The sequence below is a fragment of the Bacillus sp. NTK071 genome, assembly GCF_017303315.1.
In the GTDB taxonomy this organism is placed as follows: Bacteria; Bacillota; Bacilli; order Bacillales; family Guptibacillaceae; genus Guptibacillus.
The window spans coordinates 1-23,311 of the sequence record NZ_JAFKOI010000003.1 but is presented as its reverse complement, the minus strand read 5'-3'; the positions used below and the strand labels follow the sequence as shown (position 1 = coordinate 23,311).

Genomic DNA, 23,311 nt, shown 5'->3' with positions numbered 1-23,311 from the left:
ATAGAACCGTGTTTTTGAAGAATTTGTAGAGGTAATGGATTCAGATTAGCAGAAAATTCTTGGAACGGGACATACATAAAAACACGATGTTTGTGCCATCTTGAAGAAGACAGTTTTTTCTGGATGCATCTGCATGCTTCAACGGCAGGTATTGGTTATTAAGATGGTCCAGGTCAGACCCTGGCAATTCTAAATTATATTGAGGAGGATTTATTATGCCTTTAGTTTCTATGAAAGAAATGCTCGAAAAAGGTAAAGCAGAAGGCTACGCAGTTGGCCAATTTAACCTTAACAACCTTGAGTTCACTCAAGCGATCCTACAAGCTGCACAAGAAGAACAATCACCAGTTATCCTTGGTGTTTCTGAAGGTGCTGCTCGTTACATGGGCGGATTCAAAACAATCGTGAAATTGGTTGAAGCTCTTATGGAAGAGTACAAGGTTACAGTACCAGTTGCGATCCACCTTGACCACGGTTCTAGCTTCGATAAGTGTATGCAAGCGATCAATGCTGGATTCACTTCTGTTATGATCGACGGTTCTCACTACCCTCTAGACGAAAACATCGCACTTACTTCTAAAGTAGTGGAAGCTGCACATGCAGTTGGTGTTTCTGTAGAAGCTGAGCTTGGCCGTATTGGCGGACAAGAAGACGATCTTGTTGTTGAAGACGCTGATGCTGCTTACGCGATTCCTGAAGAGTGTGAGCGCCTTATCAACGAAACTGGTGTAGACTGCTTCGCACCTGCACTAGGTTCTGTACACGGCCCTTACAAAGGTGAACCTAATCTTGGATTCGACCGCATGGAAACAATCAGCAAAATGACTGGTGTTCCTCTAGTACTTCACGGTGGTACTGGTATCCCAACAGCTGACGTTAAAAAAGCGATCAAGTTTGGACATGCTAAAATCAACGTGAACACTGAGAGCCAAATTTCTTCTGCTAGAGCAGTTCGTTCTGTTCTTGAAGAGAAGCCAGACCTTTACGACCCTCGTAAATACATGGGACCAGCACGCGATGCGATTAAAGAAACAGTAATCGGTAAAATGCGTGAGTTCGGTTCTTCTAACAAAGCATAAACTTCTTAAAATCGGATCATCAAAACCGCTCGGTTACGGGCGGTTTCTGATTTCCGTTTTAACCCCTCATCTACTACCTTGCGACTATTTTTCATTTATTTACCTTCAAATCGTCTAACTTAAAACAAAATATGTTAAAATTTTTCTCGTAAACGCTTTCTAAATTGAAGGAGGACATACGTAATGAAAATTTTCATAGATTCTGCAAACCTGAATGATATTAAAGAAGCACATGACATGGGTGTTGTTGCTGGTGTAACTACAAATCCTTCTTTAGTGATGAAAGAAAAAGTGAATTTTCATGACCGTCTTAGAGAAATTACAAGCCTTGTATCTGGATCTGTCAGTGCAGAAGTTGTTTCAACGACAGCGGAGGAAATGATTGAAGAAGGAAAGCAACTGGCTGATATTGCGCCAAATATTACAGTGAAGGTGCCAATGAATCGTGAAGGGATGAAAGCTGTTAAAGCTTTCTCAGAAGCTGGTATCAAAACAAATGTCACGCTTGTATTTTCAGCGAATCAGGCATTACTAGCTGCCCGTGCAGGGGCTTCGTACGTTTCACCATTCCTTGGACGACTCGATGATATCGGACACAACGGTCTTGATCTCATCTCTGAAATCTCAGATCTATTCGCTGTACATGGTATCGAAACAGAAATTATTGCTGCATCCATTCGTCATCCTCTACATGTAACTGAAGCAGCGCTTCGAGGTGCTGATATTGGAACAATGCCGCTTAAGGTTGTTTTGCAAATGCTTGAACACCCACTTACAGATAAAGGGATTGACCAATTCCTTGCTGATTGGGAAGAAGCAAAAAAAGAGATGGAATAACAAGAACAAATTGGCATGAACTTCCTGTTTTTGCCCATACTATTCTTAAGAAGTATCAAATTTCGACATTGCTAGAGGAATGAGATGCGGACGAAGAAGGGAGACCATTATGGAAAAGTTGATGATCGCCGGAGGTCACCGTTTAAGTGGAACCGTTCAAGTGAGCGGTGCCAAAAATAGCGCAGTTGCTTTAATCCCGGCGGCTATTTTAGCAGATTCCACTGTCACGATTGATCACTTACCAAACATTTCTGACGTGGGAATTCTCCGTGATCTTCTTGAAGAGATCGGCGGACAAGCTGAATTGAATGGAAATACATTAACTGTGAACCCACAGGATATGATTGCTATGCCTTTGCCGAATGGGAAAGTGAAAAAGCTACGTGCTTCTTACTACTTAATGGGAGCGATGCTTGGGCGTTTTAAGAAAGCAGTAATCGGACTTCCTGGAGGATGTAATCTCGGGCCGCGTCCAATTGATCAGCATATTAAAGGGTTCGAAGCCTTAGGAGCAAAGGTAACAAATGAACAGGGCGCCATCTATCTCCGTGCTGATGAATTAAAAGGTGCCCGCATTTACCTTGATGTGGTTAGTGTCGGAGCTACGATTAACATTATGCTTGCTGCTGTTCGTGCAAAAGGACGCACCGTTATCGAAAATGCTGCAAAAGAGCCTGAGATTATTGATGTGGCAACACTTCTATCCAGCATGGGTGCAAAGATTAAAGGAGCTGGAACGGACGTCATCCGAATTGATGGGGTAGACGAGCTTAGCGGTTGTTACCATTCCATCATTCCCGACCGAATTGAGGCAGGAACTTACATGATTATGGCAGCTGCGATGGGAGACGAGGTTGTCATTGATAATGTCATCTCACAACACCTTGAATCGCTCATTTCGAAACTGCGTGAGATGGGTGTGAAAGTAGAAACGAATGAAGATCAAGTGTATATAAAGTCTCCACGTGAAGGTTGGACAAGTGTAGACTTGAAAACGCTCGTTTATCCTGGGTTTCCAACAGATCTTCAACAGCCGTTCACATCGTTGCTCACTAATGCTGAAGGTAGTAGCATTGTGACGGATACGATTTATGGAGCTCGATTTAAACACATTGACGAGCTTCGCAGAATGGGAGCAAACGTTAAGGTAGAAGGCCGATCTGCCATTATTAATGGCGCTGTTAAGCTCCAGGGAGCCAAGGTGCGTGCAACAGATTTACGTGCTGGGGCAGCGCTTGTTGTTGCAGGACTGATGGCTGAAGGAGTAACTGAAATATCAGGACTTGAGCACATTGATCGAGGATATGAGCGACTAGTAGAAAAGCTAAATAACCTTGGTGCGCGAGTTTGGCGAGAAAAGCTCGATCAGGAAGAGTTGAAAGAAGTAGAAAGCTCTTAAAGTAGTATGCAACAGAAGCGGCGGTGCAAACCGCCTTTCTGTAATCTTTTCGTGTAAGCGTTTTAAATACAGAGATCGTTTTAATTCGGGGAGGAGAGCATGATGGAAAGAAGTTTATCGATGGAACTAGTAAGGGTAACAGAAGCAGCTGCCCTTGCTTCAGCTCGTTGGATGGGTCGAGGTAAGAAGGAAGAGGCTGATGATGCGGCAACAACTGCGATGCGTGATGTATTTGACACTGTACCAATGAAAGGAACAGTTGTTATTGGGGAAGGTGAGATGGACGAAGCACCAATGCTATACATAGGGGAAAAGCTTGGAACAGGCTATGGACCTCGCGTTGACGTTGCGGTCGATCCACTTGAGGGTACGAACATTGTAGCTGCAGGAACATGGAACGCACTTGCCGTACTTGCTGTTGCTGACCACGGGAACCTTTTGCATGCGCCTGATATGTACATGGACAAAATTGCAGTAGGACCAGAAGCTGTAGGGAAAATCGATATTAATGCTTCCGTGCTTGATAACTTGAAAGCAGTAGCTGAAGCGAAGGGTAAAGAAATTGAAGATTGTGTGGCGGTCATATTAGACCGTAAGCGCCACGAAAATATTATAGAAGAAGTTCGTTCTGCAGGTGCTAGAATCAAGTTGATAACAGACGGAGACGTGGCAGCTGCCATTAACACTGCGTTTGAAGATACTGGAGTTGATATTCTGTTTGGGTCAGGTGGTGCTCCTGAAGGCGTTCTTGCTGCTGTTGCCCTGAAATGTTTGGGTGGCGAAATTCAAGGGAAACTTCTCCCCCAGAATGATGAAGAGTTAGCTAGATGTAAGCATATGGGGATTGAGGATGTATCCCGTGTTCTTTACATGGAAGATCTCGTAAAAGGTGATGACGCCATTTTTGCTGCTACTGGAGTGACAGATGGCGAATTACTAAAAGGTGTAAGGTTCAAGGGAACTTCTGGAACAACACAGTCCGTTGTAATGCGTGCTAAATCAGGAACAGTCCGCTTTATTGACGGCAAACACAGCTTGAAAAAGAAGCCTGATCTGGTCATCAGAGCTTAGTGAATAGAAAAGAGTGGTGCTGTGATAAACAGCATCGCTCATTTCATGTTGAATATTCTTGTGGAATCTGGTAAAACTATAAGGTGCTGTATAATTAACGTGTAAGTTATCAAAGTAGTTAAACAAGCTAGTTCATTTCGGATTCAATACCATCCGAAAACCTTCAATGCTATTGGACCAATTAAACTAAGAGTAACGATTGTTAAGCAACACCTTCGTTGTGTTCTTCCTCTACTCTCACTTAAGAGATGCCTGAATGGATAGCCTCTCATAGGATCTCAACAAACTCTTTTCTCTCTTTCTTTATTTTCGAAGATCGATTTAGTTTATTTCTCTCAGCAGAATTCTATTGTTTTCAAACAGCTTTTGGACTTCAAAAACGTTTTATTGATTTAAAGGAATGTTGCATTAGATCTCAAGGTTTTCGCTTATTTGTGGCAACCCACTGTGACCTAATTGTCATTTCGTGCTTCAATTTTGGGGATAAAACCTATCATTATATAAAAAGTGTGGTGTCAACATGGCAGTAAATTTATCAGAATTAGAACAAATGACGTTAAAAGACCTGTATGAGCAGGCAAGATTGTATAAAGTCTCGTATTATAGCAAGTTAAACAAAAGAGAGCTTGTCTTTGCCATATTAAAAGCACAGGCAGAGCAGTCTGGACTTCTTTTCATGGAAGGGATACTTGAAATCATTTCTTCTGAAGGATTCGGATTTCTTCGACCGATTAATTACTCTTCAAGTGCAGAAGATATTTACATCTCGGCATCGCAAATTCGTAGATTCGATTTGCGTAATGGTGACCGTGTGTCTGGAAAAGTCCGTCCTCCAAAGGAAAATGAGCGTTACTACGGACTGTTGCATGTAGCGGCAGTAAATGGTGAAGACCCTGACTCATCCAAAGAACGTGTCCATTTCCCTGCGCTTACACCTCTTTACCCTGAGAAACGCATGAACTTTGAAAATCAGTCGGGTAGTCTTTCAACACGTATTATTGACATGATTGCGCCCGTTGGATTTGGACAGCGTGGATTAATCGTGGCACCTCCAAAAGCAGGTAAAACGATGCTATTGAAAGAAATTGCAAACAGCATTACAACAAATCATCCAGAAACAGAGCTTATTGTTCTGCTAATTGATGAACGTCCAGAGGAAGTAACGGATATTGAACGTTCTGTTGATGGCGATGTTGTGCATTCAACTTTTGATGAAACTCCAGACAATCATATTAAAGTGGCAGAACTCGTTCTTGAACGTGCCATGCGCCTTGTTGAGCATAAGAAAGACGTCGTTATTCTACTCGATAGTATTACGCGTCTAGCGCGTGCTTATAACCTTGTTATTCCTCCGAGTGGACGTACGCTTTCAGGTGGTATTGACCCTGCTGCTTTTCACCGTCCTAAGCGTTTCTTTGGTGCTGCTAGAAACATTGAAGAAGGCGGTAGCTTGACGATTCTTGCGACAGCCCTTGTTGAAACAGGTTCTCGTATGGATGACGTCATTTATGAGGAATTTAAAGGTACAGGAAACATGGAACTCCATCTTGATCGTAAACTTGCAGAACGTCGCGTGTTCCCTGCGATTGATATACGTCGCTCTGGTACGCGTAAGGAAGAACTTCTTCTTCCGAAAGAACAGCTTGAAATGCTGTGGACAATTCGTAAGAGCATGGATGACTCATTTGAATTTGTGGATAATTTCTTAAAACGCCTTAAGAAAACGAAAGCAAATAGTGAATTTTTTGATCTATTTGAGAAAGAAAAAAGCGGTTCTTCACGTTAAAGGTTGAACTGATTTGAGGTAGGAATGACCAATTGCATTGTAGGTATCTCCCTGCTATAATACTTCTATGTGTGCAGAAGCTAGAAGGTATTGCCTTCTAGCTTCAGATAACTCTGGTTCCTCAGGGATCAGGGCGGAAGGAGATGAAATTCATGAAACAAGCAATTCATCCAGGTTATGAAAAAATCACTGTTAGGTGTGCTTGCGGTAACGAATTCGAAACTGGTTCTACAAAACAGGACGGCGTCAGCGTAGAGGTTTGCTCTGAGTGTCATCCGTTCTATACTGGACGTCAGAAGTTTAATGACGCTGGTGGACGCGTAGATAAGTTTAGAAAAAAATACAACCGTTAAGGTTAATAATAGAAAACAGGCAAGTATTTACTTCTTGCCTGTTTTTTTAACACTATAAGTATGATTGAACAATGCAAACGTTGTTGGTGTGGTGTTATATGGGGATGATTTTTGGCTCATTTCCGCACTTGTAGAAAGAAACGGTTGGAGCAAATGAGTTTGCTCACTCGTTTCTTTCTACAAGTGCGACCTTTAAGCTACGCTTAAAGGCCTTAAAGGCGAGTGAAACTAAGGTTTTACTCGAATGAGCCAAAAATCGTGGTAGCTATTAGTGTTACTCTATCCCCTTGTTTCTTTTAATTAATAAAAATCAAAATGAATGAAAGTATAAGCAGTAAACAATGGATCAGGCTGTTGCCACTATGGTGGCTAGGCCGATTTTTTAATGCCTATGCTGGAGAAAGGAGAAGCGGTTGCATGCATGTCATGAAACACAGCGGCTGGATTGAGGTTATTTGTGGAAGTATGTTCTCAGGAAAGTCAGAAGAGTTGATTCGCCGAGTAAGAAGAGCGACTTACGCAAAGCAAAAGGTTCAGGTGTTTAAACCAAAAGTCGATAATAGATATAGTGAAGAATCTGTTGTGTCTCACAATGGGATGTCAGTTATTGCTGTTCCAGTTGACCACTCACAGGCTATTCTAGACCGCGTCTCAGAAGATACGGATATGGTTGCAGTTGATGAGGTTCAATTCTTCGATAATGGCATTGTGGAAGTTGCTCAGCAGCTTGCTGATGAAGGCGTGCGTGTCATTGTAGCAGGTCTTGACCAGGATTTTCGTGGGATGGCATTTGGACAGGTACCTGAACTTCTTACAGTAGCAGAATCGGTTACAAAGCTACAGGCAATCTGCGTGGTGTGTGGTTCTCCAGCAAGTAGAACCCAACGCTTAATCGATGGCAAGCCCGCTCATTATGATGATCCAATTATTCTTGTAGGAGCATCAGAATCATATGAACCGCGCTGCCGTCACTGCCATAAAGTACCCGGTAAACCAACAGCAAGAGATCCTAAACAACAAGAAGTATCGAATTAAGTCCGGGATACCGGGCTTTTTTTGTTGCCTCAAAAGCCCACTTCTGCTTTTCTGATCTAGCTGCAGTGGGCAGGCTCTCGAGTCGCTTCACCTTTCAATCCGAACACAAAGACCGTGTTCAAATTGAAAGGTTCCAGCGCTTGTCGAGCCTAAACGCCCACTTTCGCTTTTCGTTATGCGGGATGAGCGGGACAGGTGAGACCCCACAGGAGCGTTAGCGACGAGGAGGCTCACCGCCCGCCCCGCGGAAAGCGAGTACCTGAAGCGCAAATCACCCACAACATACTTTTATAGCCACAATGTTAAGTGAAGTAATTTTTTCATTTACATTTTTTAACTGATCTATCTCCTCGTTCATTGGGCACTTTAAGAACAGGAGGTGTCAGACGCATGAGAATTTTTACTTTTTTGATGGTACTAACTGTTCTAATTGCTTCTGCATGTTCACCACTTAAGCCACCATCAGCTGATGGACAGGCCGGAGAAGGGCAACAGTTAAATACCGATATTAACTTAAACCCGCAGTCCTATCGTAATATGAGTGTAAATAAATCAACCATTAGCGATGATCAGAACAAGATTAGAGAAGTTGTGGAAGCAGAGGGCTATAATGCAGGCGCTATTTCAATCACCGGCAATCATGCCTGGGTTAATGTGAATTTCGGCAATCCGAAGGAAGACGTGAATGGGCTGAAGAAACAACTTGCAGCGAAGATCTACAAAACAGTACCAAGATATAAAATTCACGTCAGAATTAAATAACCCTCTCTGCTGAGAGGGTTATTTGTTACATATGTTAATGCTGAGCTCTTCTGGCTGCTTGTTGCAACGGATCCCATACGCTGTTGTATGGTGGTGCATAAGAAAGGTCAAGGTCTTCAATATCATGAAGCGACATGTTGTGGTAGAGAGCTGTAGCGAGAACGTCTACACGTTTATCAACACCGTACTTTCCGATGAATTGGCCACCGAGTATGCGTTCATTGTCATCTCTGTACACTATTTTCACACGAAGCTCTCTTGCTTCTGGGTAGTACCCTGCAATGTCCGTTGCCTCTGTGGAACAATTTGCATACGGAAGATTTAACTCCTCTGCTTCCTTCGTAGATAAACCAGTTCGACCGAGTGTTAGTTCAAAGAACTTGATAACAGATGATCCGACAATGCCTTTAAACGTATTCGGTTGGCCAATTATGTTAAGTCCAGCAATTCGCCCTTGTTTGTTTGCTGTAGTGCCAAGAGGAACAAAATCATCCCGTTCTTTTACTCGATGATAGTGTGTTGCACAGTCACCAGCGGCATAAATATTCTCCATACTAGTTTCCATATAACGATTTACTTGGATAGCACCATTCTCAGTCATGTGAAGGCCACAATCTTTTAAGAAGCCTGTGTTAGGCTTAACGCCAACAGAAACGAGAACGAGATCAGCCTCGTATTCTCCTTTATCGGTAACCACTTTTTTCACGCGCGTATCGCCTTTGAATGATTGAACACCTTCGTTCGTATGCACAGAAACGTTGTTGCGTTCAGCTTCTTCATGAATGAATTCTGCCATATCTTCATCGAAGATACTCGCCAGTTGAGGCCCTAACTCAATAATACGAACCTCTTTGCCAAGCTCTCTAAACGCCTCTGCCATTTCAAGGCCAATGTATCCTCCGCCAATCACTGCGACTTTGTTAATAGAATCATCTAAATCCATAATGACTTTCTCTGCATCTGGGATCGTTTTAAGTGTATGTATACCATCTAAGTCAATGCCATCCCATCCTGGTTTAACTGGACTTACACCCGTTGCGATAAGAAGTTTATCAAAGTTTTCCGTGAAAGCTTCACCTGTCTTTAGATTCGTGCCTTTCACAACCTTGTTATCAGTATCTACTTCGGTAACTTCATGGTAAACTCTTGCGTCTATACCATACTTATTACGAAATGTATCGACTGTACGTGCAATAAGCTTCTCGGATGATTCAATTTTTCCGCTTATGACATATGGAAGTCCGCACTGTCCATAAGAGTAAATATTTCCTTTTTCGAGCGTTACTACTTCAGCATTTTCATCGTTCCGAACAATTTGCATTGCTGCGCTCATCCCGGCAGCGTCTCCACCTATAATCACAACTTTCATAACCCATCACCTTTCTTCTAACGGTCTCTTGTTTTAAGTTTACCCCGTTTAAAAGAAGTTCAAGCTGTTTTTGCTTTTGACGGGTGAAATGTCCTATACTATAATTAGAATGTTATGCAACGAAAACGAGGTGAAAGATCTTGTTAGACCGTTTAGAAATAGTAGAAGAACGTTATGATAAGTTAAATCAGTTGTTAAGTGATCCTGAAGTCATTAATGACACAACGAAACTCCGCGAATATTCCAAAGAGCAGTCAAGCCTTGAGGAAACCGTGCAAGTATATCGTGAATATAAGGAAGTCCTTGAAGGCATTAAAGATGCGAAAGCCATGCTTGAGGAAGAGAAAGACGCAGAAATGCGTGAAATGGTGAAGGCTGAGCTATCGGAACTTAATCCGCAAGCAGAAGAGTATGCGGAGCGTCTCAGAATTCTTCTTCTTCCTAAAGATCCAAACGACGATAAGAACGTTATTATCGAAGTTCGTGGTGCTGCGGGTGGAGATGAAGCGGCTTTATTTGCTGGTGACTTGTACAAAATGTACAGTCGATTTGCTGAAATGCAGGGATGGAAATCTGAAGTAATCGAGTACAGTTCCACTGAGCTTGGTGGCTTTAAAGAAATCATTTTCATGATTAACGGTGAAGGCGCTTATTCCAAGATGAAGTATGAGAATGGTGCACACCGCGTTCAGCGTGTTCCTTCAACAGAATCAGGTGGTCGTATTCATACGTCAACTGCAACTGTAGCTGTTCTTCCTGAAGCGGAAGAAGTCGAAGTAGAGATTCACGACAAGGATGTTCGTGTGGACACATTTACATCCAGTGGACCTGGTGGACAGAGTGTTAATACAACAATGTCAGCCGTTCGTCTAACGCATACTCCAACAGGCGTTGTTGTATCGTGTCAGGATGAGAAGTCTCAGATCAAGAACAAAGAAAAAGCGATGAAAGTGTTACGTGCTCGAGTGTATGATAAGTTCCAGCAAGAAGCACAGAAAGAGTATGATGACAATCGTAAATCAGCAGTAGGTACTGGGGACCGTTCAGAGCGAATTCGTACGTATAATTTCCCGCAGAATCGTGTAACAGATCACCGTATTAACCTCACGATTCAAAAGCTGGATCAAATTCTTCAAGGAAAGCTTGATGAATTTATTGATGCGCTTATTACGGAAGAGCAAACGCGCTTGATGGCAGAAGCTGGAGAGTGACCCTATGACGACTGTATTTGAAGCCCTTAAATGGGCTTCTTCTTTTTTAGAAAAGCATGGTAGAGAATCTTCAGCCGCAGAATGGTTAATGAAACATGAGCTTAATCTATCCCGAACAGAACTGTTACTCATGATGAGAGATGAAATGCCGAATTATTCAAGCTTTCAGGACAAAATACATCAGCATGCGAGTGGCATTCCAGTTCAGCATATTTGTGAAAAAGAAGAATTCTATGGCCGAACGTTTCGGGTGAATCATCATGTACTTGTGCCACGCCCTGAGACAGAGGAACTAGTTGAAGGCATTCTATCTCGAGCGAAACGTCTTTTTCCTGATCCTGCGCGCGCGTCGATTGCTGACATTGGAACAGGAAGCGGGGCGATTGCGATTAGTCTTGCTCTTGAATTAACCAATAGCAATGTAACGGCTGTTGACCTTTCGGAAGAAGCGCTTCACGTTGCAGAAGGAAATGCTCGGGATCTTCAAGCTCCTGTTACATTTGTTCATGGAGATCTGCTTGATCCTCTTAAAGAAAGAAAGGTGGATATTGTTGTATCGAATCCACCTTATATTTCTGAAGCTGATTATCAAGAGCTTGATCCGCTTGTCCGCGATAATGAGCCGATTCAGGCACTTGTTGGAGGAGAAGATGGATATGACCTGTATCGGCGTCTCGCAACCGATCTTACGGATATTATCGCAAACCCAGGGTTAATCGGGTTTGAAGTCGGAGACACACAAGCAAGAACAGTCGCCGGTATGTTAGAAGCCTCTTTCGGGGATCGGATTCAGGTCGAAGTGGTAAAAGACATTAGTGGCAAAGAGCGCATGGTATTTGGTGTTGTAAACTAGTCTCGTCGAATCTACTCACATTCTGGTGAAGAGTTATACGTTTAGAACGTGTAATTCTGGCCAGAATGAGAGCTAGAAGGGACGGGGATACAAGATGATGAATCAAAAAGGACTTATAAATCTATTAATCTCAATTTTTATTCTTGCTTCAAGTCTCCAGGGTTCGGAAGGTGCTTCAGCAAACCAGGTGATTCCAGACGAAGCGATTCGTCTTCGTATACTAGCAAATAGTAATAGCGATGAAGACCAAACGGTTAAACGCCAAATTCGTGATCAGGTAAATGAATCCATTAACGGCTGGGTTGCAGATTTAACTTCCATTGAAGCTTCACGTAAAGTGATTAAAGGTCATTTAAGTGAAATTGAAGCAATTGTTAAGACGGAGCTTGCAAAAGTCGGGAGCAGTGAATCATTTTCCGTGAAGTTTGAAGAAGTTGCTTTCCCAACGAAATTGTATGGTGATTTTGTTTATCCTGCAGGGAATTATGAAGCTGTACTGATTACCATCGGTGAAGGACTTGGGGATAACTGGTGGTGTGTGCTTTTTCCTCCACTTTGCTTCCTTGACTTCGCAAATGGAGATGCCGTACAAGCTGCAGGCGATGAGGAAAAGGTTCAAGAACCTTCAGATGAAGTGGAAGTTGATTTCTTCCTTGTTAAACTAATTGATGGAGTTGGAGACTGGTTCAAGGGAATATTTAAATAGTTAGTCTATTATCCTCCTTTTACGCATAAGACCATAACAGAACGGTTTTGTGCTCTTTATTTGAAGAATGAAGGAGGATGATTCATTTGTTTCTACTAAGAAAAGCAATAGCGGAAGACGAATCTGTTGTTTGGAACATTGTGAAACAATCTGGACTTGAAGTGGACGGGCTTCCTGAGATTGAATCATTTCTAATTGCTGAAACGGAAACGAAAGAACTATTCGGTGTTATTGGACTTGAAACGTTTGGAGGTGCAGGTCTACTTCGAGCGCTCGTTTTAAACAGCTCGGAATCAACCTCTGAAGGGTTGCTCAAGTTCTTTGAATCAGTCATTCAATATGCGAAGAAAACAAAGTTGGACGAGTTGTACCTCACGTCTAATGAAGAGTCTTTTTTCTTCCAAGTTTTTGGTTTCTCGACAATTAACGTAGAAAACGTACCGATCCAAATGAAAAGTAACAGGTTATTCACAGATCAAGAAAGCAATCGAGTCATTATGAGAAAACGGTTAGTTTAGCTTGTTTCATCAACAATGTTATACACAAAACGAACGTATGTTATCCACACAATGTGGATGAATGATGAAAAAGCAAAAGGAAGCGTTTTTACAGATTGTGTAGAATTCTGTGGAATAACCACTTATTATCCCGAAATAAGCGGGTTTACTAGTCTTTATCAAGTAAGAGGGTGAATAACGTGGAAGGTATCCACACAAATGTTTGGTATGTGGATGAAAATGTGGACAGTGAAAAACATTATCCACAGATTGTGGAAGCAGCGGAATACTTAAAACAAGATGAAGTGATCGCTTTTCCGACAGAGACCGTCTATGGTCTCGGGGGAAATGCCTTGTCTGAGAAGGCTGTCGCAAAAATTTTTGAAGCAAAAGGACGTCCTGCCGATAATCCACTCATCGTGCACGTCGCATCTCGTCCACATGTGGAAAAGTTAGTAACAAATATTCCGAAGCAAGCGGATCAATTAATGAATGCATTTTGGCCAGGACCATTAACAATAGTCTTACCTGGTGGAAAGAGTGTAGCAACAAATGTAACAGCAGGTCTTGATACGGTTGCGGTTAGAATGCCCGATCATCCAGTAGCACTCGCATTATTGAAGGCAGCGAATTTGCCACTGGCAGCTCCAAGTGCGAATTTATCCGGTAAACCGAGTCCAACAACAGCGAGGCACGTCATTCATGATCTAGACGGACGGATTGCTGGGGTTGTGGATGGTGGTTCAACTGGAGTTGGGTTGGAATCGACGGTCGTTGATTGCTCTCTCGATGTTGTGACGATTCTAAGACCGGGTGGCGTAACGAAAGAACAGCTTGAAGAAGTTGTTGGAGAAGTGAAAACTGATCCAGCGCTTAGTGATGATGGGCATCAACCTAAGTCACCTGGAGTTAAATATAAGCATTATGCACCAACCGCGCCGGTAACCCTTGTGGATGGTTCTTATTCGTTTATCCAAGAAATTGTGGATAAACGAAGAGCAGAAGGACTGAAAGTTGGTGTGCTGGCAACGGAGGAGTCAAAAGAATTATTCAAAGCTGACGTTGTTATTCCTTGCGGATCGAAACACGATCTCATCACAGTCGCCAATCGGTTATATGATGTTCTAAGGAAATTTGATGAATCAAATGTGGATGAAATATATAGCGAAATGTTTACACATGAGGGTGTAGGGGCAGCCGTTATGAATCGATTAACGAAAGCCGCTAACAATCGGATTATCATAGAATAAAAGAAAGCTCATTTCTAAAAGATTGGCTTTTGAAACAATTAGTAAATAAAACTCAACCCTTCGTTAATTGGAGCGGAAATTAACCCGCTAGCTAAAAGAAAGACCCGCTCAGGATCCTGAGCGGGTCTTTCTCGTTTGTTAGCGTTTCTTTTGGCAATATTCATGAATCATAGCGTTTGTTACATAGGTGCGTGTTGGAATGCTTCCTTGTTTGGCAAGTTCATTAATTTGAGAAGATAGTTCATTGATGCGGTCAGTTGTATATTCTTCGTTTGCTTCACAACGTGCAACTGCCCGAGCGATAGCTTCTTCCCGTTCTTTGTCTAACTGTATAAATAAATTAATCTCGCGGTTTTTTTGGCTAAGCTGATCTGAAATTCCTTTGTGAACGCTCATAATATTAGTTCCTCCAATTCGGCTCATCCTTAAACTTTACCCTTAGCGAACCCTTCCTAATCTATTATTCATTCTTTTCCTTCTATTTTCAAGTGGACACGCATAAAAGTTGAATAGCACGTCCCGGGAGGAGATGGAATGATTTCCACTGCGTTAATTGGAGAGTTTGCAACGTTAAGTATAATGGCATTTGCTCTCGGTATGGATGCTTTTTCGGTTGGACTTGGAATGGGGATGATTCCGCTCAGGCTTCGCCAAATTGCCAAAATTGGGATTGTGATTGGATTATTTCATATGGGGATGCCGCTCGCTGGCATGTTGATTGGACGCTTTTTATCAGAGCATTTCGGAACAATCGCAACAATGGTAGGTGGTGGATTATTGCTCTTGTTAGGCCTTCAAATGGGACTATCCTCGCTTTCTTCAAGTGATAAGCCATTCGTAACACCACTAGGTTTTGGTTTAATGCTTTTTTCATTAAGTGTTAGCCTTGATAGTTTTTCAGTTGGGCTCAGTCTCGGAATTTACGGAGCACGCGTTTTTGTAACGATTATTCTATTTGGCGTCTTTAGTATGATGCTAACTTGGGCTGGGTTAATGATGGGGCGCAAATTTCAGCATTACATCGGATCATACAGCGAGCTGCTTGGTGGTTGTATTCTATTTGGGTTTGGACTTAAACTGCTAATCATCTGAGAATCCATTTTTCTAAAAGGTTGGTTTTTTTCTTTTGAAAGGTTTTTGTATAAAAAGCCACACATAGCCGATTGAAGCGAGCATTCTGGAGCGGAAATCAATCGTTTTATAGCGACAATGTCTACGAAAACAGCCTTTAAAAAAAGCCGCTGAATGTCAGCGGCTAAAACAGGGTAATTAATTTAGAATCGTAAAGTCATCAATGTTCATTCGCGCACCTGTTGTCCCTGATGCGACAACTTTAAATCTTACTGGTGCGTTAACATTCACAGCGATTGTTTCTTCAGTTAATGTACTACCACTTGTAGAAGCACTAGTCACATCTGTCCACGTTGCTCCTTGATTAGTAGACTTCTGAAGCTTCCATGTCGCGCCAGAATCTGAACTGAAATTCGCATGAGTTAGTTTCACTTTTGACGCAGAAGGTGCGTCGAAATTCATAGCGATGGATCCAGAAGCTTTAATTCTTGCAGATTGTGCGCCATTTTTCTTGTCATTCGAAAGGTCACCAAGGAGAGCATTAGTAAATGCCCATGATCCTGTTGAAGTCGTAACATCTCCAGTTGTATAGGAACCCTTTGAACCCGTTTCGAAATCCTCGCCAAGTGTTGCTGTTGATCCACTGTGGCTACCAAGGTAAGAAAATGTATCTGTTGAGTATGAGTTCCATTGGTTTGCTACATACGTCGTTGATCCGCTTGCAACAGAGGAATCTCGAACGAGAGTAACATCTGAACCAAAATTAGTGCCGTTTGTACCGATTGTGTCTGTTGTAACGTTGTTGTGCTTTAACGTAACAGAATCATCACCATTGAATGAGATTGAACTATCCTGAGCGTCTGCTACTGAAAGGATGGATGATGACGCATTCGGATTGGCAATCACAAACACATCTCCGCTTGCTAGCGTGCCTGAAAGTGGAATGCTTGTCGTGATGTTCGATGATTCAATTGAGTAGGATGATAGATCAATAGCTGCAGAAGAGCCATTAAAAATTTCTAGCGCTTTATTATAGCCAGATCCCTCGACATATTCAGAGAAGTAAACATTCTCTCCGCCGGATGGATCGCCACCGCCGGAAGGAGCACCTACATAACCGTAAGAACCTGCTTTGAACGTCGAAGGGTCATACCATTTGTAGCCTGGATCTGGTTGAGCCCAAGGTTCAGCTTGTGGTTCAGTTGACGATTGTGGATCCTCCATCGCTAGAACAGGAGTAGGCTGATCAAGTTGAAGTCCGCTTACTTGTGTAAAATCTGTATAATTTTCCTGAGTTGACAGCCAATCTACAAGGTTTACTAGAAGAGTAGAGTCGTCTTGTTCAGAAAAACCATCATAAGTTGTCTTAGTGCCGCCGGTTTCTTCACGCTTATATTTTGGAGAAGAGTCTTCAACAGGTGAAGAATCGCCAATGAAAGCGGCTTTCCCTTTACCCACTTTCGAAATTGCAGCAAATGGACCTTCATCGCGCCCTCCGCCGTTATAAACACCTTGATCAACTGCGTAAGACCATTTAGCTGACGTTTGAGGAAGATATACAATTCCTTTTGCTTTATCCGGATCAGTTACAGCAAGAGTTGAGCCTGCGTGCATCGCAACTGTTGAAACGCCGCTCGTAATACCAAAAGCTTGATCAGGAGAAACAATATCATTTGCCGTTACATTTCCAATTGCATTGTAACGGAAGCGAATGCCAAAGTTATTTGATAACCAATCAGAGCTCGTTACTCCTTGCATGGCTTCTGAAGCCGCTTCTTCTGAGTTCATTCCTTTAGTCGGGTTAGACCAGGCACCTCTTCTGTAACCATTGAAGATCTCAGAAGAATCAAAGCGGTTTTTATTTCGGTCCGCATTGTAATGGTCCGCTACAAAGAAAATACTTCCACCATTTTGGACGTATTGAAGCATTGCTGCTTGTTCAGAAGCTTTATAAGGGATATTCGCTTCTCCAATAACAAAAACTTCATATGTACTTAAATCTGAGAGAGTGAGAGGCGAGTCTTTTCGTAATTCTTTTACATGATGACCTTCGTTTGCTAGAGCGTTCCCAAGATCAGAGAAAGCACCATCAATAACCCAATCTGCTGCACCTGCTGTTTGACCGTGAGTGTTATCAAACAAAATATCTTTCCCGCTCGGAGTACCTACAGGTGAAATTTCTGGAGCTGGATCCGCTGGACCTTCCGCATAGGCTTCATCAGCGATAGGTGTGAGAACGGTTGAGAGACTTAGAGCGAAGACGGTAACGAGATTGAAAATGGACCAATTCTTTTTGTGCACTTACATCATCCTCCTTAGTAGTTAACTGGTACTCCTGTATCCTAACGAACAAATATTAAAAGAATATTAACAAAATATGTCGAATTTTGTTTAATTGAAATATTTCAAGAATTAAATGGAAAAGGAATAGGTAATTTCTCATTAATCTTGGATTTTTCTAAATAGGTCTTCCTAATTGTTTTTTGGAGCTCACTTCGCGGTATGAATGGAAATTCAAGGATCAACAGGAAGATTACGTTTGAAATAACATTTTCATACTAAATAATTGCACAACAAAAAGCCGCTGATAAACCAGCGGCTTTGTCTTTGGTGCTATTCAGTAATCCCTTGTAGTAGTCTTGCATATGGAGAATCAGCAGGCAACATAATAACGGTTTCGTCATTTAACGTTGTCTTATAAGATTCAAGCGTTCTATAAAGCTCGTAGAACTCAGGATCTTTGCTGAATGCTTTGTTGTAGATCTTCGCAGCTTCAGATTCACCTTCTGCACGTATTTCCTGTGCATCAGCATCTGCTTTTGCTAGAATCGTATCGACTTCTTTATCCGTTTCTGCTTTAATTCGATCTGAATCAGCGTCACCTTGTGATAAGTATTCCTGCGCTTTTGATTCCCGTTCTGAAATCATCCGTTGGAACACCGATTGTTCGTTTGCATCAGGGAGGTCCGTTCGTTTCATTCGTACATCCGTTACCTGAATGCCGTATGCATCACGCTCAAGCAATTTATTAACACGTTCGCGAACGTTGTCATTAAAACTACCTCGATTTGATTTTTCTTCATTAATAATTTCTTCGTATTCCAATTGCCCTAGCTCAGAACGAATCACTGAGAAAATAAATTCGCCCATTTTCGCTTCTGCATTCTCAATTGTTCTTGCGTTCGTAATCATGTCCTTGGGGTTGCTAACAGACCAAACGGCGTAATTGTCTACCGTCATTCGTTTTTTATCCCTAGTCGTAATTTCCTCAGGATTTACATCATATAGCATCTTGTATTTAGGTAAGGTTGTGACAGACTGAATAAAAGGAATCTTAAATTTCAATCCTGGCTCTGTTTCAATGGTTACAACATCACCAAACTGTCGAATAACTTTGTATTCTCCTTCTTTTACGACGAATACTGTGCTGAAAATCGAGCCGATGATGATGATAAGTAGAACGATAAGCAATGCGCTTTTAACGATTTTACGAGGATTCATATTCCGACGATGCTCATCCATATTAAAAACATTTTGATCACTCATTCGTTTCACTTCCCTTCGGCTTCTCAGTCTCAGTCTTTTTCTCTTTCGCCGGCTGAATTGGCAAGTACTTTACCGTGTCGCCACCCCCATCTGTAATGTAGATTTTCGTATCAGGGAGTACTTCTTCAAGCGTTTCTAGAACAAGACGCTGTCGTGTAATATCAGGATTGGTTTTATATTCGTTGTACAACGCGTTGAATGTTGCAACGTCCCCACGAGCTTGCTCAATTCGCTGCGCTTTATCACCTTCCGCCCTTGATATACGAGCATCCTTTTGCCCTTCCACAACGCTTAGTTCCTGGTTCTTATATTTTCTAGCACCATAGATTGTTGTTTCCTTCTGTTCACGAGCATCTACTACGTTAGTGAATGCTTTACGTACTTCATCATTCGGAAGTTCAACATCCTGGAGCTTTACATCTAGAATTGAAATTCCAATCTCATATCGATCAATTAATTTTGTTAGTATATCTCGAACATTTCCTTCAATTTCCGCTTTACCTGATGTGAGTGCTTCGTCAATTTCAGAGCTTCCAATGACTCCCCTTAGTGAAGCGGATGTTGCGTTATAAAGAATTTCTTTCGGTTCGTCTGAGTAGTAGAGGTATTGTTTAGGGTTCGTAATTCGCCACTGAACTACGAGGTCAGCGAGAACGATGTTTTCATCTCCAGTAACCATTTTTGTTTCTTCTGGGTAGTCAACGATTTTGCCATCTTCCTCATCATAACCAAACGTTAAACTGAACGTTTCTCTTGGTAGAATATCTACCTGTTGAATAGGCCATGGCAACTTGAAGTGAAGACCGGCTTCGCTAATTTCTTCGTCTACCTTTCCGAATGTCATAATAACCGCCTGTTCAGATTCATCGACTGTATACCAGCTTGTAACAAGAACCACCCCTAATAATAGAAACAGAACGATGGACCCGGATAGAATAACGATTTTTCTTTGTGACATGTAGTTTCCCCCCTTGTTTTGCTTATAACAAGTATTACGTACTGATAACAAAAAGGTTTCAAAAGTCCCATGGTTTTTCACATTTATTCTAGATTGATAGAGGGTGGATTTATCCACGCCCATCTCTCATAATAAGGAGAGAAGGGAAGTGGTCATGGTGAGAGTTTTATTTGTATGCACAGGAAACACATGCCGCAGTCCAATGGCAGAAGTGGTTTTGAAGAATAAAGAGGTAGAAATTGAAGCGAAATCAGCAGGAGTTTTTGCGGCGAATGGCTCTCCGGCAAGTCGACAGGTAGAGCTCCTGTTTGAGGAAAAGAATGTTCCTTTCAATCATACGGCACAAATGCTCGATCGACAGCTTGCAGAGTGGGGAGATGTCATACTGACGATGACAAGTAGTCACAAGGCACTCGTCCTTCGAGATTTCCCAGAGCTTGCTGAAAATGTATATACATTGAAAGAATTTGCAGTTGGTGAGGATGCACAGAAATATAATGAGTATCAGCAAAAAGCGGCTGAAATTGAAATGAAGCGTGCGGCTTTTTCACATGATATTACGAGCTTCGAAGGCGAAGCTGAGCAAACGAAGCGTAATCAGTTTGAAGAAGAGCTGAAGAAAGATCTTGAGGAATTACAAAGACTTGAGCTCAAGCTTCCTTCATTAGATATCTCCGATCCATTCGGCGGTACAATTGAACAGTATAGGGAAACCTATGCTGAAATAGAAGCAGCAATAGAACGTATGATTGAGAAAATAAATAAAGACAATGGCTTGGAGGAATAATCATGCGAGTAGCAATTGGAGCAGATCATGCTGGTGTTAACATTAAAGAAGACATCATTCATGTTATTAAAGAACTTGGGATGGACGTTATTGATCTAGGGTGTGACTGTAGTGATTCAGTCGATTACCCAGATTATGCTATTCCCGTAGCTGAAAAAGTAGCTTCTGGTGAAGCGGACCGTGGAATTTTGATTTGTGGTACTGGCATCGGAATGTCGATTGCCGCTAACAAAGTGAGCGGAATTCGCTGTGCCCTTGTCCATGATCTCTTCAGTGCGAAAGCAACGAGACTTCACAACGACTCAAACGTGCTTGCCATGGGTGAGCGTATTATCGGACCTGGGCTTGCTTCAGAAATCGCAAAGGTGTGGTTAGAAACCGAGTATGAGGCTGGGCGTCATGCTAAACGTGTTAGTAAAATAACAGAGTATGAAGCAAGAGCATAAGGAGGCGTTACGTATGGACGAACAAACAGTGCTAATGCAACATACGCTTGAAGCACTACAGGATCTTCAAGTGGATGCGCGTCTTTCGAATCGTCACTTACTCGTAATAGGAATGAGTTCAAGTGAAGTCATTGGTGAGCGTATTGGAACAGCTGGCACAACTTCTGCAGCAGAGGTGATCTACGAAAGTATTCACTCCTTTCAGAAGGAAACAGGTGTTCAACTTGCGTTTCAATGCTGTGAGCATTTAAATCGTGCCCTTGTTGTGGAACGAGAGACAGCAAACGCGAAAGGCTATGATATTGTAGCGGCTGTTCCAACGATGCGAGCAGGTGGCTCCATGGCGACGCTTGCGTACTCACAAATGAGTGATCCTGTCCTAGTCGAGTTCATTTCTGCTGATGCCGGAATCGATATCGGTGATACGTTTATTGGTATGCACATTAGGCACGTAGCAGTACCAGTAAGAAGCAGACATAAGTCAATTGGACATGCCCATTTAACGATGGCACGATCAAGACCAAAGTTAATAGGTGGAGAACGAGCATCGTATCTTGGGAAAAATGAGCACTGTTTTTAGGCTCAAAACCGAACGATAATTTAGTTCATTAATTTAATATACGGTTCCGTACTTCTATGGTACAATGCAAACTAGATTGAATCACTCCTGTTCGTGCAAACGAATGGAAAATTGTGTGGGATGGAAAGGGGATATCAATGCAAAACCTAGCAAAGCAGGATCAAGAACTTTTACAGGCAATGAAAGACGAGCTTGGTAGACAGCGCAGCAAGATTGAACTAATCGCATCAGAGAACTTTGTGTCACAAGCCGTTATGGAGGCTCAAGGGTCAGTTCTAACAAACAAATATGCGGAAGGCTATCCTGGCCGTCGTTATTATGGTGGCTGTGAATATGTCGATGTCGCTGAAAATATTGCAAGAGACCGCGCGAAGCAGTTATTTGGCGCAGATCATGTGAACGTTCAGCCTCACTCAGGTGCACAGGCGAATATGGCTGTTTATTTCACGATCCTTGAGCAGGGAGATACTGTTCTAGGAATGAACCTTTCACACGGTGGACATCTCACACACGGAAGCCCAGTTAACTTCAGTGGCGTCCAGTATAACTTCGTTGAGTATGGCGTAGACAAAGACTCCGAGCGTATTAACTACGATGATGTTCTGGAGAAAGCAAAAACACATCGTCCAAAATTGATTGTAGCTGGAGCAAGTGCCTATCCACGTGAAATCGATTTTAAACGATTCCGTGAAATTGCAGATGAAGTAGATGCTTATTTAATGGTTGATATGGCGCATATTGCAGGTCTAGTAGCAACAGGTCACCACCCTAGCCCTGTACCATATGCAGACTTTGTAACAACAACAACACACAAAACACTTCGCGGCCCTCGTGGAGGAATGATCCTCTCTAAAGAAGAATATGCGAAGAAAATTGATAAATCGATCTTCCCTGGTATCCAGGGTGGACCACTTATGCATGTTATTGCTGCTAAAGCAGTAGCATTCGGTGAAGCACTTTCGGATGAGTTTAAAGCTTATTCTGAGAAAGTCATTTCTAACGCAAGAAAACTAGCTTCGGCTCTTGAAAAAGAAGGCATCAACCTTGTATCAAATGGTACGGATAACCATCTTGTGCTACTAAATCTACAGAGCCTTGATATTACAGGTAAAGTAGCTGAAAAAGCTCTTGATGATATTGGGATTACAACAAACAAAAACACCATTCCATTCGACCCACAAAGTCCATTTGTGACAAGCGGTCTTAGAATTGGAACAGCAGCAGTCACATCTCGCGGATTTGGCGAAGCGGAAATGGCGGAAATCGCAAGCATCATCGGCGATGTCCTGAAAGACCTCGAGAACGAAGATGTTCTTAAAAAAGCAGAAGAGCGTGTTCAAGCATTGACTGACAAGTTTCCAATGTATGAAGAACTAACTTATTAAATAGATTTTTTCTAGACTGTTTTTCAACATTGATGTTATAAAGTGGTTGATTTCCGCTCCAGGATGCTCGCTTTCCGCGGGGCGGGCGGTGAGCCTCCATAGCCGTCAAGCTAAGCTAATTGTTTTTGATACTCCGCCTTTAAACGTTATCCTTCCTAGAAGAATATTCTAAGGAAGGAAGATAATGTGGGTATTAAATCACAATTTTGGTCGTTGACTCAAACAATTAATCATGTATTTGATCGAAAATCTGTAAGAAAAACCGCCATGGAAACTGGTTTCTCACAAAGGCTTAGTAAATTAACACCAGAAATCTTTCTAAGTCTCTGT

22 protein-coding genes and 2 pseudogenes are annotated in these 23,311 nt (G+C 42.2%); 18 read left to right on the top strand and 6 right to left on the bottom strand.

The window, feature by feature from the left end; all coding sequences use genetic code 11:
- Nucleotides 1-215 precede the first annotated feature (215 nt).
- From fba to JI666_RS07755, 8 genes are all read left to right on the top strand, one after another.
- Entirely contained in the window at nt 216-1,079 is an 864-nt protein-coding gene (gene fba, locus JI666_RS07790) for a class II fructose-1,6-bisphosphate aldolase (protein WP_206890467.1), read from the top strand.
- A 183-nt stretch (nt 1,080-1,262) separates the two neighbouring features.
- Nucleotides 1,263-1,916 (top strand): fructose-6-phosphate aldolase, encoded by a 654-nt coding sequence (gene fsa, locus JI666_RS07785; protein ID WP_206890465.1) that lies wholly within the window; start codon nt 1,263-1,265, stop codon nt 1,914-1,916.
- 109 nt (nt 1,917-2,025) lie between these two features.
- On the top strand, nt 2,026-3,315 hold the full coding sequence (murA, locus tag JI666_RS07780) for a UDP-N-acetylglucosamine 1-carboxyvinyltransferase (RefSeq protein ID WP_136946687.1): 1,290 nt from the start codon (nt 2,026-2,028) through the stop codon (nt 3,313-3,315).
- Between the two features lie 102 nt (nt 3,316-3,417).
- The gene (gene glpX, locus JI666_RS07775; protein WP_206890965.1) at nt 3,418-4,386 is read left to right on the top strand and encodes a class II fructose-bisphosphatase; all 969 of its coding nucleotides are present in this window, start codon (nt 3,418-3,420) and stop codon (nt 4,384-4,386) included.
- Nucleotides 4,387-4,906: 520 nt separating this feature from the next.
- Entirely contained in the window at nt 4,907-6,172 is a 1,266-nt protein-coding gene (gene rho, locus JI666_RS07770) for a transcription termination factor Rho (RefSeq protein WP_206890462.1), read from the top strand.
- Nucleotides 6,173-6,324: 152 nt separating this feature from the next.
- On the top strand, nt 6,325-6,525 hold the full coding sequence (rpmE, locus tag JI666_RS07765; RefSeq protein ID WP_136946690.1) for a 50S ribosomal protein L31: 201 nt from the start codon (nt 6,325-6,327) through the stop codon (nt 6,523-6,525).
- A 417-nt stretch (nt 6,526-6,942) separates the two neighbouring features.
- Entirely contained in the window at nt 6,943-7,560 is a 618-nt protein-coding gene (locus tag JI666_RS07760; protein ID WP_206890460.1) for a thymidine kinase, read from the top strand.
- Nucleotides 7,561-7,950: 390 nt separating this feature from the next.
- The gene (locus JI666_RS07755) at nt 7,951-8,322 is read left to right on the top strand and encodes a hypothetical protein (RefSeq protein ID WP_206890458.1); all 372 of its coding nucleotides are present in this window, start codon (nt 7,951-7,953) and stop codon (nt 8,320-8,322) included.
- A 34-nt stretch (nt 8,323-8,356) separates the two neighbouring features.
- On the opposite strand, the gene JI666_RS07750 is transcribed toward JI666_RS07755, so the two are convergent.
- The gene (locus JI666_RS07750; RefSeq protein ID WP_206890455.1) at nt 8,357-9,691 is read right to left on the bottom strand and encodes a CoA-disulfide reductase; all 1,335 of its coding nucleotides are present in this window, start codon (nt 9,689-9,691) and stop codon (nt 8,357-8,359) included.
- Between the two features lie 140 nt (nt 9,692-9,831).
- Here JI666_RS07750 and prfA point away from each other — a divergent pair, with 140 nt between their 5' ends.
- From prfA to JI666_RS07725, 5 genes are all read left to right on the top strand, one after another.
- Nucleotides 9,832-10,902 carry a peptide chain release factor 1 gene (gene prfA / locus JI666_RS07745; RefSeq protein ID WP_206890452.1) on the top strand — a complete coding sequence of 357 codons (1,071 nt, stop codon included), beginning with the start codon at nt 9,832-9,834 and terminating at the stop codon, nt 10,900-10,902.
- Nucleotides 10,903-10,906: 4 nt separating this feature from the next.
- Nucleotides 10,907-11,755, top strand: coding sequence for a peptide chain release factor N(5)-glutamine methyltransferase (gene prmC, locus JI666_RS07740; RefSeq protein ID WP_206890450.1), 849 nt, complete (start codon nt 10,907-10,909; stop codon nt 11,753-11,755).
- Between the two features lie 97 nt (nt 11,756-11,852).
- Complete coding sequence (gene spoIIR / locus JI666_RS07735; RefSeq protein WP_206890962.1) at nt 11,853-12,461, top strand: stage II sporulation protein R; 609 nt, start codon at nt 11,853-11,855, stop codon at nt 12,459-12,461.
- Nucleotides 12,462-12,547: 86 nt separating this feature from the next.
- A complete protein-coding gene (locus JI666_RS07730) occupies nt 12,548-12,979 on the top strand; it encodes a GNAT family N-acetyltransferase (RefSeq protein ID WP_206890440.1) in 432 nt (143 codons plus the stop codon).
- Nucleotides 12,980-13,167: 188 nt separating this feature from the next.
- On the top strand, nt 13,168-14,208 hold the full coding sequence (locus tag JI666_RS07725; RefSeq protein WP_206890954.1) for an L-threonylcarbamoyladenylate synthase: 1,041 nt from the start codon (nt 13,168-13,170) through the stop codon (nt 14,206-14,208).
- A gap of 138 nt (nt 14,209-14,346) precedes the next feature.
- Here the strand turns inward: JI666_RS07725 and JI666_RS07720 are convergent, their stop codons facing one another.
- The gene (locus JI666_RS07720; RefSeq protein ID WP_206890439.1) at nt 14,347-14,604 is read right to left on the bottom strand and encodes a DUF2533 family protein; all 258 of its coding nucleotides are present in this window, start codon (nt 14,602-14,604) and stop codon (nt 14,347-14,349) included.
- A 138-nt stretch (nt 14,605-14,742) separates the two neighbouring features.
- Here JI666_RS07720 and JI666_RS07715 point away from each other — a divergent pair, with 138 nt between their 5' ends.
- Nucleotides 14,743-15,300: a manganese efflux pump MntP gene (locus JI666_RS07715; RefSeq protein ID WP_206890437.1), complete on the top strand. Its 558-nt coding sequence runs from the start codon at nt 14,743-14,745 to the stop codon at nt 15,298-15,300.
- Nucleotides 15,301-15,477: 177 nt separating this feature from the next.
- Here JI666_RS07715 and JI666_RS21635 read toward each other — a convergent pair.
- The 4 genes and pseudogenes from JI666_RS21635 to hflK form a co-directional block, all read right to left on the bottom strand.
- Nucleotides 15,478-16,350, bottom strand: a pseudogene (locus tag JI666_RS21635) (lamin tail domain-containing protein); the annotation flags it as partial.
- Nucleotides 16,351-16,383: 33 nt separating this feature from the next.
- Nucleotides 16,384-17,580, bottom strand: a pseudogene (locus JI666_RS21630) (Ig domain protein group 2 domain protein); the annotation flags it as partial.
- Between the two features lie 312 nt (nt 17,581-17,892).
- Nucleotides 17,893-18,825: a protease modulator HflC gene (hflC, locus tag JI666_RS07705; protein WP_206890427.1), complete on the bottom strand. Its 933-nt coding sequence runs from the start codon at nt 18,823-18,825 to the stop codon at nt 17,893-17,895.
- Entirely contained in the window at nt 18,818-19,783 is a 966-nt protein-coding gene (gene hflK / locus JI666_RS07700; RefSeq protein ID WP_206890425.1) for an FtsH protease activity modulator HflK, read from the bottom strand. Before hflK ends, hflC begins: the two co-directional genes overlap by 8 nt.
- Nucleotides 19,784-19,937: 154 nt before the next feature.
- On the opposite strand from hflK, the gene JI666_RS07695 reads away from it, so the two are divergent.
- The 4 genes from JI666_RS07695 (at nt 19,938) to glyA (ending at nt 22,981) form a co-directional block, all read left to right on the top strand.
- Nucleotides 19,938-20,570, top strand: coding sequence for a low molecular weight protein arginine phosphatase (locus JI666_RS07695; RefSeq protein WP_286170679.1), 633 nt, complete (start codon nt 19,938-19,940; stop codon nt 20,568-20,570).
- Nucleotides 20,571-20,572: 2 nt separating this feature from the next.
- The gene (gene rpiB, locus JI666_RS07690) at nt 20,573-21,016 is read left to right on the top strand and encodes a ribose 5-phosphate isomerase B (protein WP_206890421.1); all 444 of its coding nucleotides are present in this window, start codon (nt 20,573-20,575) and stop codon (nt 21,014-21,016) included.
- Between the two features lie 13 nt (nt 21,017-21,029).
- Nucleotides 21,030-21,596 carry a TIGR01440 family protein gene (locus JI666_RS07685; RefSeq protein ID WP_206890419.1) on the top strand — a complete coding sequence of 189 codons (567 nt, stop codon included), beginning with the start codon at nt 21,030-21,032 and terminating at the stop codon, nt 21,594-21,596.
- A 137-nt stretch (nt 21,597-21,733) separates the two neighbouring features.
- Nucleotides 21,734-22,981, top strand: a complete 1,248-nt coding sequence (gene glyA / locus JI666_RS07680; RefSeq protein ID WP_206890417.1) for a serine hydroxymethyltransferase — start codon at nt 21,734-21,736, stop codon at nt 22,979-22,981.
- Nucleotides 22,982-23,311 lie beyond the last annotated feature (330 nt).

Coding starts and splice junctions, on each gene's coding strand:
- fba (WP_206890467.1), top strand. CDS start 216: ATGCCTTTAGTTTCTATGAAAGAAATGCTCGAAAAAGGTAAAGCAGAA.
- fsa (WP_206890465.1), top strand. CDS start 1,263: ATGAAAATTTTCATAGATTCTGCAAACCTGAATGATATTAAAGAAGCA.
- murA (WP_136946687.1), top strand. CDS start 2,026: ATGGAAAAGTTGATGATCGCCGGAGGTCACCGTTTAAGTGGAACCGTT.
- glpX (WP_206890965.1), top strand. CDS start 3,418: ATGGAAAGAAGTTTATCGATGGAACTAGTAAGGGTAACAGAAGCAGCT.
- rho (WP_206890462.1), top strand. CDS start 4,907: ATGGCAGTAAATTTATCAGAATTAGAACAAATGACGTTAAAAGACCTG.
- rpmE (WP_136946690.1), top strand. CDS start 6,325: ATGAAACAAGCAATTCATCCAGGTTATGAAAAAATCACTGTTAGGTGT.
- JI666_RS07760 (WP_206890460.1), top strand. CDS start 6,943: ATGCATGTCATGAAACACAGCGGCTGGATTGAGGTTATTTGTGGAAGT.
- JI666_RS07755 (WP_206890458.1), top strand. CDS start 7,951: ATGAGAATTTTTACTTTTTTGATGGTACTAACTGTTCTAATTGCTTCT.
- JI666_RS07750 (WP_206890455.1), bottom strand. CDS start 9,691: ATGAAAGTTGTGATTATAGGTGGAGACGCTGCCGGGATGAGCGCAGCA.
- prmC (WP_206890450.1), top strand. CDS start 10,907: ATGACGACTGTATTTGAAGCCCTTAAATGGGCTTCTTCTTTTTTAGAA.
- spoIIR (WP_206890962.1), top strand. CDS start 11,853: ATGAATCAAAAAGGACTTATAAATCTATTAATCTCAATTTTTATTCTT.
- JI666_RS07720 (WP_206890439.1), bottom strand. CDS start 14,604: ATGAGCGTTCACAAAGGAATTTCAGATCAGCTTAGCCAAAAAAACCGC.
- JI666_RS07715 (WP_206890437.1), top strand. CDS start 14,743: ATGATTTCCACTGCGTTAATTGGAGAGTTTGCAACGTTAAGTATAATG.
- hflC (WP_206890427.1), bottom strand. CDS start 18,825: ATGAGTGATCAAAATGTTTTTAATATGGATGAGCATCGTCGGAATATG.
- hflK (WP_206890425.1), bottom strand. CDS start 19,783: ATGTCACAAAGAAAAATCGTTATTCTATCCGGGTCCATCGTTCTGTTT.
- JI666_RS07695 (WP_286170679.1), top strand. CDS start 19,938: ATGGTGAGAGTTTTATTTGTATGCACAGGAAACACATGCCGCAGTCCA.
- rpiB (WP_206890421.1), top strand. CDS start 20,573: ATGCGAGTAGCAATTGGAGCAGATCATGCTGGTGTTAACATTAAAGAA.
- JI666_RS07685 (WP_206890419.1), top strand. CDS start 21,030: ATGGACGAACAAACAGTGCTAATGCAACATACGCTTGAAGCACTACAG.
- glyA (WP_206890417.1), top strand. CDS start 21,734: ATGCAAAACCTAGCAAAGCAGGATCAAGAACTTTTACAGGCAATGAAA.